Here is a 16,503-nt window from a genome sequence, read left to right on the forward strand (position 1 = left end):
TTTGTTTCGTGGCTGAACTGTTAGCCAAGTACAGAGGCTTTTATCTGAAAATCTGAGCAGCAAGATACAGATATATTTGCGTATGTGTTAATTAGCAGTACAAATCATAACGTCTGTAGTAGTAATGCGATCGTATCGTGTGTGCATATATGATTCATTTTTAGAACTGTGCCGACGATGTTTAGGGTTGCAGTGTATTAATATATAAAAGTGATGATAGGATGAATTGGAAGCCAAAAACTGGTTAAATAGCTAAATATTGAGCAGTTAAACAAGAATAGCCCGATAATTTAGTTTTAAGCTTGACCTTATCTTATAGAATCATTAAATTAGCGCCTCGTTAAGTTAGTCTTAACAACAATACGGTGAGTTGTCCGAGTGGCTTAAGGAGCACGCCTGGAAAGTGTGTATACGGCAACGTATCGAGGGTTCGAATCCCTTGCTCACCGCCACATTTAAAGCCGCAGACGGTTGTCTGCGGCTTTTTAAATGGTATTTATTCTTCATATCACAAGGTATTGCCATTAATCCCTTGCTTCAGAATTACTTCAAACTCTTTAGCGGGAACGGGGCGACTGTAATAGTAGCCTTGGCCTAATCCGCATCCCATCTCTTTTAAGTAATTTGCGTGCCAATTGTCTTCAATACCTTCGGCAACAATTTCTAAATTTAGAGCTTTAGCCATCGCAATAATTGCACTTACCAGCTCTCGCTTTTCTTCGCTGTAACGCATATCAGTTAAAAATTCTCGATCAATTTTAAGGCGATCAAAAGGGAATTTCTGAAGATAGCTTAAGGCCGAATAGCCAGTTCCAAAGTCATCAATTGTCAACTGTGCACCCATGCTTTGGAGTTTATTAAGCATAGTTATTACACCGTCGTTATGATCAAACAGTAGGCTTTCGGTAATTTCAATATCGAGTTTCTGTGGCGGTAACGATGATGATTCTAAAGCCTTTTGAATCTGAGATAATAATCGCTCGTAGTATCTGAACTGGACGCTCGAAAAATTAACGGAGATTTGTAATGGTGAAATTTTTTGCCATTTAGCCGCTTGGCTGCAAGCAGTATTAAGTGCAAAGTCACCGAGTTGATGTATGAGACCATTTTTTTCAGCAATAGGGATAAACTCATCTGGAGGGATAAATCCATACTCACTATCATTCCAGCGCATTAATGCTTCAGCACCGATGATTTTTTCTGTTTTTAAATCAATGATAGGCTGGTAATAAAGTTCTAGCTCTTTATTTGTAATAGCCTGGCGTAAATGACTATCGAGGGTTAGCATTCGCTGTACATCAATATTCATATCCGCATTATAAAAGCTAAATGCGTTACGGCCGTCTTCTTTTACTTTATACATCGCGATATCAGCATTCGCTAATAATTGCTGTGATGTGGTTCCATCATATGGATACACCGCCATGCCAATACTTGTTGAAATGAAAAACTCTTGATTATTTGATACAAAAGAGAGCTCAAACAGGGCAAGAATAGTGGCAGCAATATGTTTCGCATCATTACTGTTTTTAAGATCTGGGATAATAAGTAAGAATTCATCACCTCCGAAACGCGATAGTGTGGAGGATGGTGTAATAATTCGTTGTAGGCGTTGGGTCGTCTCAATGAGAACCATGTCGCCGACTAAATGACCTAAGGTATCGTTAATTTGTTTGAAGTTATCCAAATCAATAAAGATGACGAGCGTAAGAGTATTATTTTGGGCTGCTTTTATTAATTCTAGCTCTAATTGATCATTGCCATATTTACGATTGGCTAGCCCAGTAAGCGCATCGTGGGATGCTTGGTAAGCTAGCAGTACTTCGGATTGTTTTCGTTTTTCTACCTCTTCAAGTAAGCGCTGATTTTTTACTGATAGCATTTTTTGCTGGCGATGACTTTGCTGAACTTTGGTTCTTAGAATCAGGTTGGCATTATTAATCATAAAAATGTATAGCAAACCTAGAATGACAGGAATGGCTAATAGTGATAAGCCGATAATGAACCAACTGGATGTCAGAATATCTTTTTCTGCCAATGGTTCAAACCAACTTTTTAATTTAAAAGGAGAGTTGGCGATAGGGGTTTCAAAGTAAATGTTTTCGCTTAAATTGGGACGAGTAGTTGAATGGTTTTTTCCTGTAAGTGTATCCCAAATGAGAATGTCACTGGGAGGTGTGGTGAGAACCATACGGCTATGGTTTTCTTCATATTCTTGAGATGTTAACTGTTGGATGATGATATTTTTGTTCAGTTGGGCAATAAGATAGGCGACAGTTTTACCATCGTATTGAATTGGTTTGATGAGTTTTATATGAATCACTTGTGACTCTTTACTGGCATCAATAAATATATCTGCCCCCTTCAACTTATGGTATTTAGACATATTGGTGCTGAGAGTTAAAGAGTCATCCGTTTCAGAAATAGTATCGCCATTATAATTAACTAAAAGGAGATGCTCGAATATGGATTCGTTATACATTTTCCTTGTTTCAATCAGTTGTATTAGCTCTCGCTTTAATTTAACTAAACTGGCACCTAAGCCATATTCCATTGACATACCAGAGGCTAAGTTTGCGAAAAATGTTTGCATGGACTTTCCAGTAGACACATTGTTGATGCTGTCTTTTGTCACCATAAATAATGTATCTAGCACATGGGCATAGCTTTGAACTTTCAAACTTAATTCGCGTTGTTGAGATTCTTTTAGCCTTGTTTGACCTAAGTTAGTAACCCCTAAAATTAGTATTAAATACAATCCAAGCATAATCGAACCACTAATGAGTAATTGATGACTTGAAACTTTTTTAATCCAGTTATTGCTCATGGTGGCTAATCTTTACTTGAAATAATCATGGTAGAAATCAAATACAGAGGGATAGTACTTTTCGACCAAATGCTGATATGTACCGTCTGATTTAATGATTGTTAAATATTGGTTATAAGCTTCACGTAATTTTGGTGAGCTTTTTCTAAATCCAGCAGCCATTTTTTGTGATTCTGAAACCGGTCCAATCACTTTTATTTGACCTGGCCATTTCTCGAGGGCAATTAAGGTATCTGCCACATCTAATAGTGTATTTTCGGCATCTTTATTTAAAATTGCAGGGACCATTTCATTTAAATTGCGCTTACGAGTCGGTAGGATCATATCGATATTCTTACCATAAAGATTGTATAGGTTTGGGTCTAAGCAAGAGTCCTCCATAGCAAGGACATGTTGGCCAGACATTAATTTTTTTACCATTTCTATGTCTTTTTGTAAGGAACCTGAAGGGATGATTGGTTTCAAGTGTGAATCCGTTCGTGATACTAGCCATACCGCAGAAGGGAAGTAGTCATCCGAAAAATCAAATAACTGAGATCGCCAGTGTAAAACGGTTATACCATTGGCAATAATATCACCCTCAATAGGGACAGGTTTCCCAACAATGATTTGGTTATCTTTAAATTGGGAATCTATTCCAGTAAGCTTTCCTATTACATTACCCCATGTTGCGGGAACGTATTCATATTTAACGCCAATGTACTTAGCAAATCCTTGTGTGATTTCGATATCGAGTCCCGTAACGGATTCAAATCCATCACTGTGAATATAGGATATGAAGTTAGCGTATGGCACGCCGAGATGATGTAATACCCCCTCTTTCTTTATGTCCTCTAAGTCTCGAGCTAAAAGAGAACTGCTGAACAGTAGAATAGACAGAGTTAGTGAGGTATGAAAAATAAATTTTGCGAATATGTTATGCAACATGATGTCCTCTTTTGTCCATTTCAACGATGCTATTTTCACTTGAGATTATTATCGCGAATAAGAATGGTTTAAGCATTCGTATTTTTTGATATTTTATATAATTAAGGGCCAATTTAGGCCCTTAATGACCTTTATTATTGAGTTTATTAACTCATACAGGCGTTAAGCCATTTTTTTGTACAAATGCTTGATGGCTGAAACAAGTCCGCGGATATCATCCTCATCATTAAAAATGTGTGTAGAAATCCGTAAAGCATGGCTGTCTTCAGTATCGTCTTTGTACAGTTTAAAGTCCGTGGTCCGGATAATATAACCGTATTCATTTCTCAAACGATCTCTGAGTTCGAGTAGTCGTTCATTATCAGTTAATTTAAATGGGTTAAAGGATGTGATACCACTAAGAAAAGCATCATCATTCGGGGAGAATTGATAAGCATGAGGCAATGCATCTGCGAGTAAACTTTTGCATAACCGACTTAATTCAAAAATACGTTTTTCAATTTTATCTCGACCGATTTTATCCCATAATTTACAACTGTCGGCTAACGCTTGCTTGGCTGGGTAGTTGTCATTGCCGATATATTGCATTTGGACTTGAGTACCTAAATAAGCCGCTTCAGACAATGAAGAGTTAATAAGCCAAAGAGGATTACTGCGATCACTCCAATAGTTACTTAGTCGGTTTGCATTATCTCGAACATAAAGTATGCCTGTCGCGCCTGGCCCGCATTGCCATTTGTGACCAGATCCTGCATAGAAATCACAATCTATATCATGTAAATCTATATCTAGCATACCGAAAGTATGAGCACCATCAATCAGTGTTGGTATGCCATATTGTTAGGCTAATTCGCAAAGACGTTTTGCTGGTAGTTTTGTTCCGGTTTTATAAGTAATGTGTGAAAAAGTGAGTAAGCGGACATTACTATGGGCGTTTAAAGCAGAACGGAAAGCCTCTATATAATCATCTTCTGATACGGTTTCAGTTCCAGTATAAATTGGCAACTGTACTTCAACTACGTTAACACCAAAACGTTGTTTGACCACATTTAAAGGTGATGTTGCGACAATGTGTTCATGATGGGTCGTTAAAATGACATCACCCGGCTCGAATTGTAGTCCATTGATAATTGTACACATACCGTCAGTAGTATTGCGGCTTAAGATGATTTCATATGGATCAGCACCAAAACTCGATGCTATATCGTCTACCATTTCAGTGGTGTAAGGAAAATCACCAAATTTGTTTTCCATATCCCAAGGTGAGCGAGCGACAATTTTACTATTCTTTTCATATTGCTCAAGAACTTGGTTTGGTATCGAGCCAGTGGTTCCTGTATTCATATAGGTATTTGCTTTGTTGAGAGAGAACTCATTTCTCACTTTATGCCACAGTTTTTTATCATTGTCATGGTGTGGAGGGTGTTTCCACCCAGAGTTCCAGTTGTGTGCTTCTGCTTCAGAGCTGAATATGGTTGAACCTAGCCCCGCAGCGACGGCAAAGCTTGCCGAACCTTGGATAAATCTGCGTCTATTAATTCCATTTATTTTTGATGTGTCGCTGCTCATCTTTCTCTCCATGCAAGTCAATTTAACGTTAGTTGGTTGAAATCAATCACAAATCGAATGAAATCATTCCAAACATATAAATATTAGATGCAAGTGAGCGGATTGTAACGAATTAATCACAAAGAATTGACACATATCTCGTTCATCTTATTGATGTGTTTGTTTATTATCCGCATTGGATGTTAATTGAACTTATCTGTCAGGGATTAAATTGGAGATTCACTCGTAACTGATTGGAAAGTAATATTAATCCATTACAGGAATTAGGATTAAAATTTCTATTGATGAGTTTGGTGCAGGGTATTCGTTATTTTAAGGCTACTATTTTTTCTCTAAATCTTTCTCTAAATCGATAGAGAAAGTTGACGAGTAGTAAACCACCGACCTTTATTTAAAGCAAGGGTGGTGCGATGACCACCCTTAAACCATTTTTTATTTGGACGGTTTTATTCATTGGCTACTTTAGGGGAGTTTCGACTGATTCAACCCATAAAATACCAACATCATGGCGTATCACTTTTACCGTCTGACCTTTTGATAGCAGCTGTTGGCTACGAACTTTCCAGTTAATTCCGGAGTAGGCATGCACCATTGTATCTGAAGAGGCATTAATATCATCGGTCAAAACAAAAGTGATTTGAGCAAAGTCAGAGCTTTTTAATGTCTCATTACTTGGTTGATTCTGCAGGCGTTTCAGTGGTCGCCATAAAATCAAAGCAAAGATGCAGGTTAATGCTCCACTTAACCAAACGGCGTGGTGAAGGCTAGCTTCAATTAAGTTGAATTGCATTGCAAGGCCAGTACAAAATAGTGCCAGCCCAACAAAGAACAGTAAGAACGTAGAGAAGCCGAATACCGCAATTTCAATAATTAATGCAATCGTACCTAGTGCCATTAAAACTTGCGGAAGATAACTGACGATCCAATCCATAACTATCCTCTAGAGGTTTTGTTTAACGAGTTAATGATCGACATACCTTGAGCGACGAGTGAGCTGGCATCGGTGCCGTTATCTGGTAGTAATACTACCGATGACTCCTTCGCGATCGCACGTTTGGCTTCAATGGCTTTGGTTGCTAGATCAAGCTGAATGGCCTTTTGACCTTCTTCGGTATTGGCAGCATCACCGATTGTTTTTAGTGCTTCTGCTTGTGCTTCAGCTACCGCAATAATTGCTTTTGCTTCACCTTCAGCTCTTAAGATTTGCTCAGTCTTATCAGCTTCAGCCGCTAATACTTGCGCTTGTTTTTTACCTTCTGCAACATTTATTGCCGCTTGGCGATCACCCTCGGACTCTAAAATCTGAGCACGTTTTACTCGTTCGGCTTTCATTTGTGCTTCCATCGATTCCATTATGGAGCTTGGTGGAACGATATCTTTAATCTCATAGCGTAGAACCTGAATGCCCCAAGGTTCTGCTGCTGAGTTAATGGCGGCTACAATATTTGTATTTAATACATCACGCTCTTCAAAGGTTTTATCCAGCTCCATTTTACCTAGTTCAGAACGCATAGTGGTTTGTGCTAGCTGTGTGACGGCGAAAGCGTAGTCATCGACACCGTAAGTCGCTTTGTATGGGTCCAACACACGAAAGTATAAAATACCATCAACGACTAATGAGATATTGTCGCGTGTAATGGCGGATTGAGAAGGCACATCTTGAGCTTGTTCTTTTAGGCTGCGCTCTGCGGCAACTCGATCAATAAAAGGGACGATGAAATTAAGTCCTGCCACTTTTGTTGAATGATATTTCCCAAAACGTTCAACCAGCCAAGCTTGATTTTGTGGAACAAATTTAATACCACTTTTTAAAATTGCGACAATAAAAATAAAGAGAACAATTGGCACAATATTACCAAAAATGAGATCCATTGGAATGTTCATAAATTTCCTTAATAGTAAGTATATCTTTAGATTAGCAGAGTATAAGAAGAGTCTACTCTCAATTGGTGTGATTAGCTTGATTTGAAGCTGATAAGTGATATATAGCCTAGAAAATCTGAAGTTCTTCTTTATTTTATGTCATTGATATTTTTATAGATTGAAATATGAGGAAGGCTTGGCAACCAGATATGTCATCACTGGCTGCCTTAAAAGGATGAGGAGCTTAGCTTAAGTGCTCGATAGATTGGATAGCTTCATATATTTCTGAACTTAAACGCGCTTTAGTTTGATTTTTAAAGTCAAACATTACCACCGTTGCGCTTCCTAGTGTTGTCACTTTATTGAGCTTGGTACTCACCACTTGGTATTTCATGGTAAATCTATCTTCTTGCAAGTCAGTAATTTTAGCCCCAACCAGCAAAGTATCTGGAAAGGTGACGGGTATTTTATATCGACAACTAGTTTCGCTGACGACTGGGCCAATTTGAGTGAGTGCTATTTGCTCCATTAACGCAATCTGTTTGAAATAATCAATTCGGGCTGTTTCAAAGTAACGAAAATACATAACATTATTAACATGTTGTAGAGCGTCCATTTCTCCCCATGCAACAGGAATTTCAGTGATGACTGGAAATCCATTTAACAGTGAATTCATTTTACTATCCTTAAAATCAAACAAGCGTTTAGATTAGAGTTGAAAGCGTTATACAACAAATAGTACGTATAAAAATCGTGAGCTTTAACCAACTTCCTTTTAGATAATAGTGTGGTTCTCCATTTCTAATTCATATTTAAGTCTGACTTTCTTTGGCTTTGAACCCACAGCTTAATTTTTTGATTAAAGATATAAATACACAAACCTAAAATCACAATGCCACAACCGATGAATTGAAGGTTGTTTAAGGTTTCATCAAGAATTATCCAACCGGAAAATAAGCCAATTACCGGAACTAATAACGCAAAAGGAACAACATTTGCCGTTCCATGTTTAGCGATAGCTGCTCCCCATGCACTGTAGCCAAAAAGTGAGGCGGCAAAAGCGAGATATAGAACAGTAAGAATGGTTGCAAGAGAAGGGTGGGTAACGGCTCGTATTATTAAATTGTGGTCGTCAAGCAAGTAACTAAAGAAAGAGAAAGGAATGACCGGCACAAGAGCTGCCCAAACCACAAGATGCACCATGTTAGTACTTGGATAACGCATGGAAATGGTACGGTTACATAGATTACCAATTCCCCACGAACACGCCGCGCATAAGGTCAAGAAGTAGCCCAAGAATGTAATGTGGGTTTCAAGTACGCCAAGTAATAAGCAGATGACGCCACCTAATGCGATTAAGCCACCGATGATTTGGAGCTTATTTATCTTATCTTGATAGATTAATACACCTAAAATAGCGGTAACGAACACTTGCATCTGTAATATCAATGAGGCTTGCCCAGACGGCATTCCGACATGTAAAGCATAAAAAAGAAAAGCAAATTGGCCAAAGCTGATAGTTAACCCGTAAGCGATAATCCAGCGCCATGGTACCGCAGGTTTAGGACAAAAGAAGATGAGTGGTAAGGCAACAAAAATAAAACGAGATCCTGCCATGAAAAAAGGCGGAACATCTTGAAGCCCAACGGTGATAATAACGAAGTTAATACCCCAAACGAACACCACTAATAAAATAAGTAAAAGGCTTCGAACATCCATGTAGCACCTACAATTGTTGCCAAAAAGTTATCATTACATGTGGTGGTTAAATGATCATTAATAATTTGAAAGTTTTATATATGTTTATTTAAAATATCATGGTATTCGCTGGGAAATTCTTAGGTGCTGGTTATTTGGGACAGCCATGTTTTTGATTGTTCTATGCCCATTTGATATCCAATATCCAATTTTTGGCGATTTTTCGTTAGGCGCCCAACAGGAAAGTTTTTCGGTGGTGCAATGACATGAATGACGCAGTCTGGAGGAGGATTATTAATAAAGCTAATAGTGCGGTTATAAATGTTGGCGCGTTGAAGTGCAGCCTCTGCCAGTTGTGGCTGTGTTGATAAAAATTGACGAGTGAGCCAAGGAACTTTGCTGGCTTTTTTCACATATCCCAGTGGTCTGGATAATATAACCGTTATTTCTTTTGCACCCATTTGGTAGGCTTTTTCAACCGGAATAGAATCTGCAACACCGCCATCTGTCATCGGTTGGTTGTCAATCAGAGGGTAGTTTCTATAAGCAAGAGGGACGGAGCAAGAGGCTTTTAATAGTTCGATCACATTGTCTGGAGTTGCTTGGATATAATGCGCCTTGCCTGTATTGATATTGGTGGTGACAACATAGAAAGGAATATTCTGAGTGAACAGAGTGTTGGTATCTATGGGGATGTCATCTATGGTGATACGCCATAACCAGTCTAAATCGAGCCAATGACCGCCTTTTATAAAACGCTTAAAATTGATGAATTCTGGTCTGCATGAATAATCGGTAATCACGCGATAGGTTCGTTTTTTTTGATGACTTAGCCACGACACTCATGATGCCTGAAACAATAAATACGGCATGAAACCCAAAGTATTCAGCAATACTACCAGCAAATGCGCCACCCGTTTTGATAGCATTAGAGTAGAGGGTGGTGACTTGTCCCATTTTTTTTGGTTTTAAATCTTGAAAAAAAGAAATTCCAAGCGCTGCGGTAACACCAATGAATACGCCATTTAAGGCTTGCAGGGCAATAAATCCGATTAAACTAGTATTGATGATTATGCCAACATAAAACAGCATTCCAGCAATAATAGAAGCCATGATCATTCGCTTTTTACCAAACCGCGTTGCGTAACTTCCGCAAAGTAACATTATTGGAATTTCTATAAATGCGGCAGCTCCCATCATTAAGCCTGCCACAGATGAGTCCATGTTTAAATCGTTAGTAATGTACAAAGGCATGCTGATCAAATACATATTATTTGAGCAGTACATAAAAACAAAAGAAATAGACAATAAAATAATATTCTTATCTTTCCAGAGGGAGTCTTCAATTTCTACTGGGTTTTTTGGAGTAGGCTCAATACTTGGTAAAGTTCGATGAGTAATAAAGCATAGTAAAAAAAACATCACTGCGGCGAGTAAAAATAAATGAGTAAAACCAAACCCAGTCGCAATGAAAAAAGCAATCGGAGGACCAATGACCCAGCCTAGTGAAATTTGCGCCCGAAGCACGGCACTGAATTTTTCTGAAGGTTTGGTACTACGGTCTAATATTTCTCGGGCTAAAGCAAAAATTTGTGGAACAGACGCTGATGTGGTGCTGATGAAAATTGCAGAGCACACTAATAAAACCCAATAGTTTCGGTTAAATGCAAAAATAATAAAGCCGATGGCACCCATAAGATTACAAACAAGGATCAAGCGTTTTCGGTCAATACCATGATCAGACCACCAACCAATAACTTGACTTATGACCACTCCAGAAATGGTCATTACCATAAAAAATACGCCGATCAAAAATGGCCTTGCACCGACTTCTTCTGAAATAAAAAGGCTCATAGTTGGAGCGGTAAATGCACCAGCAATACCTACAAAAAAACAGCTGAACAGTAAAGATGCCGTAATTTTATCTGGCTGAGAACCTGGAAATAATGAGTAAATAAAACGCTTCATGGTCACAATAGCTTATGAGGAAAGGGCATAAAAGAGTTTAACAAAATCAATGTTCTAAAAATATAGATAACTGAAATTAAAAGATAAATTTTATTTTCTTAAGCTTGGTTATGCGCTTATACAGATAAGCGCTTGTTTGGTGTGAATAATTCGTTACTCTAGAAGACATAATGAAAAGTGAGGAATAATACCTATGGAAGAAAATAATACTCCGTTGCTAAATCTTAGAATCGTAACGCCCGAAGATTACCAAGAATTAGCCGCATTAATGGATTTGGTTTTTCCAGATGTGGGTGGCGCGTGGCCAGAATCGACGATTATGGAGCTCGTAACTCAGTTCCCAGATGGTCAAATCTGTATTGAAGATAGCGGTAAAATTATTGGCGCGGCGTTGACTATCAAGGTGGATTATTCGCGTTTCTCCCTTCCACATAAATACACGGATATTGTCGATTTAAAAAATGTCGCTCAACATAACCCCAATGGTGATGCAATTTATGGTTTGGATGTTTTTGTTCATCCTGACTATCGTGGCTTACGTTTAGGCCGCCGTTTATATGAAGCACGTAAAGAGTTATGTCGCGCCGATAATTTAAAAGCCATTTTAACGGGTGGTCGAATTCCGGGCTTTCAACAATATTCAGATCAAATGAAAGTCAGTGACTATATTGAAAAAGTAAAACGCCAAGAGTTCCACGATCCAATCTTATCCTTTCAACTTTCTAATGATTTTGATATTAAGCGCTTGATGCGCGGTTATTTACCTGAAGATGAAAAATCGCAAGGGTATGGCACCTTATTAGAGTGGGATAATATCTTCTATGAAGAAGAGCTTGCATCTATCCACCAAAATGAAAAAAGTATCGTGCGTATTGGTGTAGTTCAATGGCAAATGCGTCATGTGATGTCGTTGGACGATTTGGTAAATCAAGCGGAATTTTTTATTACATCACTCGCCAATTATCAATCTGACTTTGCTTTATTTCCTGAGTTCTTTAGTGCGCCATTGATGGGGCTTGCACCGGATCTTCGCTCGGTTGAAGCGATGCGCTATTTGAGTGAATATTCAGAGGAAATTATTCAAAGGTTTTCGCGCTTAGCGGTGACATACAACATTAATATTATTTCAGGTAGCCTGCCAGTTCAGCAAGATGGGAAAATGTATAACGTTGCTTACATGCTACATCGTGATGGCAGTATTGAAGAGCAATATAAGATCCACATTACGCCACATGAAGAGTGGGATTGGGTGATTGAAGGTGGCGATAAAGTGAAGGTTATCGAAACTGATGCAGGCAAAGTCGGCATATTGATTTGTTATGATGTTGAATTTCCAGAGCTTGGTCGCATGTTGGCTGAGCAAGGGGTGCAAATATTATTTGTTCCATTCTGGACGGATACTAAAAATGGCTATTTGCGAGTGCGTATTTGTGCTCAGGCTCGAGCGATTGAAAATGAATGCTATGTTGCTATTAGTGGTAGCGTGGGAAATTTGCCGCGAGTCGATAACGTCGATATTCAATATGCACAATCCGCGGTATTTTCGCCATCAGATGTTTATTTCCCACATGACGCTATTATTGCTGAAGCCGATCCTAATACTGAAATGATGATTTATGCCGATGTGGATTTGTCTAAATTAAAGCTGTTGCATAGTGAAGGCTCGGTGACGAACTTAAAGCATCGTCGCCCCGATCTCTATAAATTTGCAAAAACTAATCCGGCAAAGAAATAAATAATGGCCTCATTGGTTTTAACAATGAATAAAATCGGTGAAATCCATTTAGTAAAATCAAGAAATTAGACGACACTTAAGTCAGGGCATTAATGTTGCCCACCTAATTAATAATAAAGCCAATGATACTTTAAGCAACGCGAGTATATAGGCACCATAATAGGAGATCGTTATGGCATCTTTAAAAGTACGAGATTATATGCGTCCACGCGCTGTGACGTTTACTGAAAACATGTCACTTTCTACTGCCTTGGATAAAGTGTTAAATGCTATCAATATTGGTGGGCCAGTTATTAATGAAAAACAAGAAGTCGTCGGGTTTTTATCAGAGCAGGATTTGCTCAACCGTTTAGTACAAGTGAGTTATCACTGTCAGGACACCCATACGGTGGGTGACTGTATGAATAAAGATGCTTTAACCATTAGCCCAGAAATGTCAGTGTTAGCCTTGGCTGAAATGATGGAAATTGGTAAACCTAAAGTATATCCAGTGGTTGAAAATAAAAAACTTGTCGGAATAATATCACGTCGAGAAGTGCTGAAAGCTGTCAGTGATAATTTTAATAGTTGCTTTAAAAAGCCGCTTTAAATGAACTGCCCATTAAGGGGGACTGAGTGTTTCTCGAAGCAATGTGTGAGTTTGTTTTATTGCAGAGAGGTATTCTAGCTAGTTTGTTAAACCATGGATGACATATCCAAGTTACAAAATAGTGTGATGGCAACCGTTTACTTATGTATTCTGTTGCCTTTTCTCATTCTGAGATGAGATTTCGATCACTCAATTAACATGGTTTATTGACTAGATTGGGGACAAGTATTTTTGATTGTATTTAAGGTTCGTATTAACGAATCCATTTTTAGTTAAGGAGTCACACGTGACGACATCAAATTCTTCTAACGTATTCCACTTAGGCATTAATAAACAAGATCTGAATGGCGCAACCTTAGCCATTATTCCTGGTGATCCTGCTCGTGTTGAAAAAATTGCACAGCTTATGGATGAACCTGAGTTTTTAGCTAGCCACCGTGAATATACGGTTTTTCGGGCAAAACTAAATGGAAAATCGGTTGTGGTATGCTCTACTGGGATCGGTGGGCCTTCGACTTCTATTGCAGTTGAAGAGCTAGCTCAGCTTGGTGTACGTACTTTCTTACGCGTAGGTACGACGGGCGCTATTCAACCACATTTAAATGTTGGCGATATGATAGTGACAACAGGCTCAGTCCGTCTTGATGGCGCGAGCACGCATTTTGCACCGTTGGAATTTCCAGCCGTTGCAGACTTTGATGTTGCGACTGCAATGAAGTTGGCAGCAGAAGAAACCGGTAGCGTGGTTTATACCGGTATTACTGCTTCGAGTGATACTTTCTACCCAGGTCAAGAACGTTATGACACTTATACTGGCCGTGTTGTATCCCGCTTTCAAGGTTCGATGAAAGAATGGCAGCAAATGGGTGTGCTGAATTTTGAAATGGAATCTGCCACTTTATTGACGATGTGTGCAAGTTCTGGCTTACGAGCCGGTTGTGTTGCGGCTGTCGTTGTAAATCGTAGTAAAGATGAAATTCCAGATCATGAGAAGCTAAAAGCTGCTGAGAAGAACTCATTACGCGTGGTGATTGGCGCTGCTGCTAAGTTGTTGTAATTAAAGTTGTTATAATTAAGCATTATTGTTTATAGGTCAGGTTATATATTTCAGTGTGAAGTGTATAAACTAGATAGCTTTAATCAAATATAATGAAAAATGCCCAAATGAAGTGATTCATTTGGGCATTTTCTATCCGGATTGATTTTCTATTGCGTTAAAAAAATGAAGTTAAATATCTTCTTGGCCACCGGCTTCAGTAAACCAGCTTGTTAAGTAAGTTTTGAGATCCTTTAATTCATCCGGCCCGATTAGTGCTAAGCCTAAATCTTCAGCGCGAGAAATATCATTATGGCGCATAGGGCGGAAACTGACCAACATTGCTCTGGCTTGTAAACCTCCCAATAAATCGCGCAATGATTCTAATTTATACAAGGTATCATCACCATCATCTCGCATACCTTTGGTTTTACATTCGATGATGTGAAGCTTGTTATTCACCACAGTGGCAACATCAAGTTCATTTCTGACTTCTCGGTCACCAATCTCACGGTAAACCTGAACATTTAATGAGTGATCTTGAATGGTGGTGAGTTCATCTTGAATCTCACGCACGGTGTTATGAACTAAATTTTCTAACCATTCACCATTGGAAAAACGACGAGCATCTTCGTTATGAAAAGTCAGAACGCCATTCTCGTAGGTCGCCAGTTGAATATCTACTAAATCACTTAGCAGCATATCCAGTTCTTTATAACCTTGTTGTTTCTCTGTTAAAGCTACATCCAGCTTTTGTTCCTTTCGGCAAGTTGTAGCTAAATAATTTAGTGTAGCTAAGCCCGGACCTAACTCTAGAGCATTACTTGCCCAACGCTTGCCTAATGTATGTAATTTAGCATCTAAAGGAGCAGGGATTTCGATGGTAGGAAATTCACAACGAGCACCAAAAATAGTCAGGTAATCACGAATTCGAATATGATCTTGGACTTGTCTATCGGTTTTATCTGAAGGGTAAAGCCAACACTGTTTGTCACTAAACGGTTCAACTGCAAAAATAGGCCAACTATAACTGCGAAAGACTTCATAAGCGGAGAGTAATCGGTGTCTCATACCACAGCTGGCATTAAAGTAAATGACTTGATTTTGTTGTTGCAAGCTTTCTGCTAGAAGTTTTACATTTCTCTTTATTTCAGAGGTGTCGACGGCACTTGGTATTTCAAAAAAATCAGAACTAAGTCCGCGGCCCTCTAAAACAGAATGTAATCGTGAATACATGCACCTTTGACTGTTATCCCCAATGAAAATCATGTGAGTGCACTCAGAACGGCTATCAAGTAACGGGGTAATTAATCTAACAGGATCTTGGTCAATAATACCAACATGAATCGCCATACTACTTCCTTCTTAGGCCGATGAGGCCTCTATAAACATATACGGATCATCAATCTTGGTGTGCATTAAAATGAGATTAAAAGGTAATATTACACAAAAAGATAAATGATGAGGTGAATTAAAGAACATAATTAATATGATGTTAATACGGTTAAATAACAAGTACATTCCAATTTTATTATATTGATCAATTGCTTTGAATAAACTGACATTGCTACCTCACTTAAATCAATAGACGTCATAATGCTGGTAAGGTTCAACATCATAGGTACTTATTTTGTTTTTTTACTATGGCAGTAATAAGGATATGCCATTATAGGCAGAAAATATTGTTATATCATAAGCCTTGACGCATACTATTAGACTTAATATTTACAATCGATTTATTAATAACTTAAGCCATAAATACGGATGCATTGTTGTCTGTTCAAAGTGAGCAGATTTAGCAAAAAACAGCAATGATAGTAAATATGGTGGTAAATTTTATCGCATGGAGGCCACATGGCTGAAGAAACAATATTTAGTAAAATCATCCGTAAAGAGATTCCTGCCGATATTTTATATCAAGATGATTTAGTGACTGCCTTTCGAGATATTAATCCACGAGCACCAAGTCATATTCTGATCATTCCCAATAAATTGATACCAACGACCAATGATGTTGAAGACGAAGATGAAGCCGTTATGGGGCGTTTGTTTACGGTCGCAAAAAAGCTCGCTAAAGCGGAAGGTATCGCTGAAAAAGGCTATCGTTTAATTGTGAACTGCAACGGATATGGTGGCCAAGAGGTATACCACATTCATATGCATTTAGTTGGCGGTCAGCCTTTAGGGCCAATGTTGGTTAATTAATTTGTTGCCTTAACCATGAAAAACAAATGAATAAATTAAATTTACAAATACGATTTTCTGACCCTTTGATGTCAGCGGTTTACTCA

At 38.5% G+C, this 16,503-nt stretch carries 13 protein-coding genes, 1 tRNA gene and 1 pseudogene; 5 read left to right on the top strand and 10 right to left on the bottom strand.

The window, feature by feature from the left end; genetic code table 11:
* Nucleotides 1-364: 364 nt before the first annotated feature.
* Nucleotides 365-452 (top strand) — tRNA-Ser (locus FH976_RS08480).
* 56 nt (nt 453-508) lie between these two features.
* Here FH976_RS08480 and FH976_RS08485 read toward each other — a convergent pair.
* From FH976_RS08485 to FH976_RS08525, 9 genes and pseudogenes are all read right to left on the bottom strand, one after another.
* Nucleotides 509-2,827 carry a putative bifunctional diguanylate cyclase/phosphodiesterase gene (locus tag FH976_RS08485; RefSeq protein ID WP_194090438.1) on the bottom strand — a complete coding sequence of 773 codons (2,319 nt, stop codon included), beginning with the start codon at nt 2,825-2,827 and terminating at the stop codon, nt 509-511.
* Nucleotides 2,828-2,839: 12 nt separating this feature from the next.
* A complete protein-coding gene (locus tag FH976_RS08490) occupies nt 2,840-3,754 on the bottom strand; it encodes a transporter substrate-binding domain-containing protein (protein WP_194090439.1) in 915 nt (304 codons plus the stop codon).
* Nucleotides 3,755-3,916: 162 nt separating this feature from the next.
* Nucleotides 3,917-5,323: pseudogene (locus FH976_RS08495) on the bottom strand (aminotransferase class V-fold PLP-dependent enzyme).
* Nucleotides 5,324-5,780: 457 nt separating this feature from the next.
* On the bottom strand, nt 5,781-6,254 hold the full coding sequence (locus FH976_RS08500; RefSeq protein ID WP_194090440.1) for an NfeD family protein: 474 nt from the start codon (nt 6,252-6,254) through the stop codon (nt 5,781-5,783).
* A 2-nt stretch (nt 6,255-6,256) separates the two neighbouring features.
* Nucleotides 6,257-7,207, bottom strand: coding sequence for an SPFH domain-containing protein (locus FH976_RS08505; RefSeq protein WP_228767380.1), 951 nt, complete (start codon nt 7,205-7,207; stop codon nt 6,257-6,259).
* Nucleotides 7,208-7,430: 223 nt separating this feature from the next.
* Nucleotides 7,431-7,862, bottom strand: a complete 432-nt coding sequence (locus FH976_RS08510; protein ID WP_190331968.1) for an acyl-CoA thioesterase — start codon at nt 7,860-7,862, stop codon at nt 7,431-7,433.
* A 125-nt stretch (nt 7,863-7,987) separates the two neighbouring features.
* Nucleotides 7,988-8,905, bottom strand: coding sequence for an EamA family transporter (locus tag FH976_RS08515; protein WP_194090441.1), 918 nt, complete (start codon nt 8,903-8,905; stop codon nt 7,988-7,990).
* Nucleotides 8,906-9,024: 119 nt separating this feature from the next.
* Nucleotides 9,025-9,687: a patatin-like phospholipase family protein gene (locus FH976_RS16095; RefSeq protein ID WP_194090442.1), complete on the bottom strand. Its 663-nt coding sequence runs from the start codon at nt 9,685-9,687 to the stop codon at nt 9,025-9,027.
* Nucleotides 9,644-10,852, bottom strand: coding sequence for a sugar efflux transporter (locus tag FH976_RS08525; protein WP_194090443.1), 1,209 nt, complete (start codon nt 10,850-10,852; stop codon nt 9,644-9,646). The genes FH976_RS16095 and FH976_RS08525 overlap by 44 nt, the downstream gene beginning before the upstream one ends.
* 193 nt (nt 10,853-11,045) lie before the next feature.
* On the opposite strand from FH976_RS08525, the gene FH976_RS08530 reads away from it, so the two are divergent.
* From FH976_RS08530 to udp, 3 genes are all read left to right on the top strand, one after another.
* Nucleotides 11,046-12,587 (top strand): bifunctional GNAT family N-acetyltransferase/carbon-nitrogen hydrolase family protein, encoded by a 1,542-nt coding sequence (locus FH976_RS08530; protein ID WP_194090444.1) that lies wholly within the window; start codon nt 11,046-11,048, stop codon nt 12,585-12,587.
* A 172-nt stretch (nt 12,588-12,759) separates the two neighbouring features.
* The gene (locus FH976_RS08535; RefSeq protein ID WP_194090445.1) at nt 12,760-13,176 is read left to right on the top strand and encodes a CBS domain-containing protein; all 417 of its coding nucleotides are present in this window, start codon (nt 12,760-12,762) and stop codon (nt 13,174-13,176) included.
* A 286-nt stretch (nt 13,177-13,462) separates the two neighbouring features.
* Nucleotides 13,463-14,233, top strand: a complete 771-nt coding sequence (udp, locus tag FH976_RS08540; protein WP_194090446.1) for a uridine phosphorylase — start codon at nt 13,463-13,465, stop codon at nt 14,231-14,233.
* Nucleotides 14,234-14,404: 171 nt separating this feature from the next.
* On the opposite strand, the gene FH976_RS08545 is transcribed toward udp, so the two are convergent.
* Nucleotides 14,405-15,565: a Card1-like endonuclease domain-containing protein gene (locus FH976_RS08545; RefSeq protein WP_194090447.1), complete on the bottom strand. Its 1,161-nt coding sequence runs from the start codon at nt 15,563-15,565 to the stop codon at nt 14,405-14,407.
* A gap of 501 nt (nt 15,566-16,066) precedes the next feature.
* Between FH976_RS08545 and hinT the strand changes: the two genes are divergently transcribed.
* Nucleotides 16,067-16,417: a purine nucleoside phosphoramidase gene (gene hinT / locus FH976_RS08550; RefSeq protein ID WP_194090448.1), complete on the top strand. Its 351-nt coding sequence runs from the start codon at nt 16,067-16,069 to the stop codon at nt 16,415-16,417.
* Nucleotides 16,418-16,503: the final 86 nt, after the last annotated feature.

Source organism: Vibrio hibernica (assembly GCF_015223435.1).
GTDB lineage: Bacteria > Pseudomonadota > Gammaproteobacteria > Enterobacterales > Vibrionaceae > Vibrio > Vibrio hibernica.

Coding starts and splice junctions, on each gene's coding strand:
- FH976_RS08485 (WP_194090438.1), bottom strand. CDS start 2,827: ATGAGCAATAACTGGATTAAAAAAGTTTCAAGTCATCAATTACTCATT.
- FH976_RS08490 (WP_194090439.1), bottom strand. CDS start 3,754: ATGTTGCATAACATATTCGCAAAATTTATTTTTCATACCTCACTAACT.
- FH976_RS08500 (WP_194090440.1), bottom strand. CDS start 6,254: ATGGATTGGATCGTCAGTTATCTTCCGCAAGTTTTAATGGCACTAGGT.
- FH976_RS08505 (WP_228767380.1), bottom strand. CDS start 7,207: ATGAACATTCCAATGGATCTCATTTTTGGTAATATTGTGCCAATTGTT.
- FH976_RS08510 (WP_190331968.1), bottom strand. CDS start 7,862: ATGAATTCACTGTTAAATGGATTTCCAGTCATCACTGAAATTCCTGTT.
- FH976_RS08515 (WP_194090441.1), bottom strand. CDS start 8,905: ATGGATGTTCGAAGCCTTTTACTTATTTTATTAGTGGTGTTCGTTTGG.
- FH976_RS08525 (WP_194090443.1), bottom strand. CDS start 10,852: ATGAAGCGTTTTATTTACTCATTATTTCCAGGTTCTCAGCCAGATAAA.
- FH976_RS08530 (WP_194090444.1), top strand. CDS start 11,046: ATGGAAGAAAATAATACTCCGTTGCTAAATCTTAGAATCGTAACGCCC.
- FH976_RS08535 (WP_194090445.1), top strand. CDS start 12,760: ATGGCATCTTTAAAAGTACGAGATTATATGCGTCCACGCGCTGTGACG.
- FH976_RS08545 (WP_194090447.1), bottom strand. CDS start 15,565: ATGGCGATTCATGTTGGTATTATTGACCAAGATCCTGTTAGATTAATT.
- hinT (WP_194090448.1), top strand. CDS start 16,067: ATGGCTGAAGAAACAATATTTAGTAAAATCATCCGTAAAGAGATTCCT.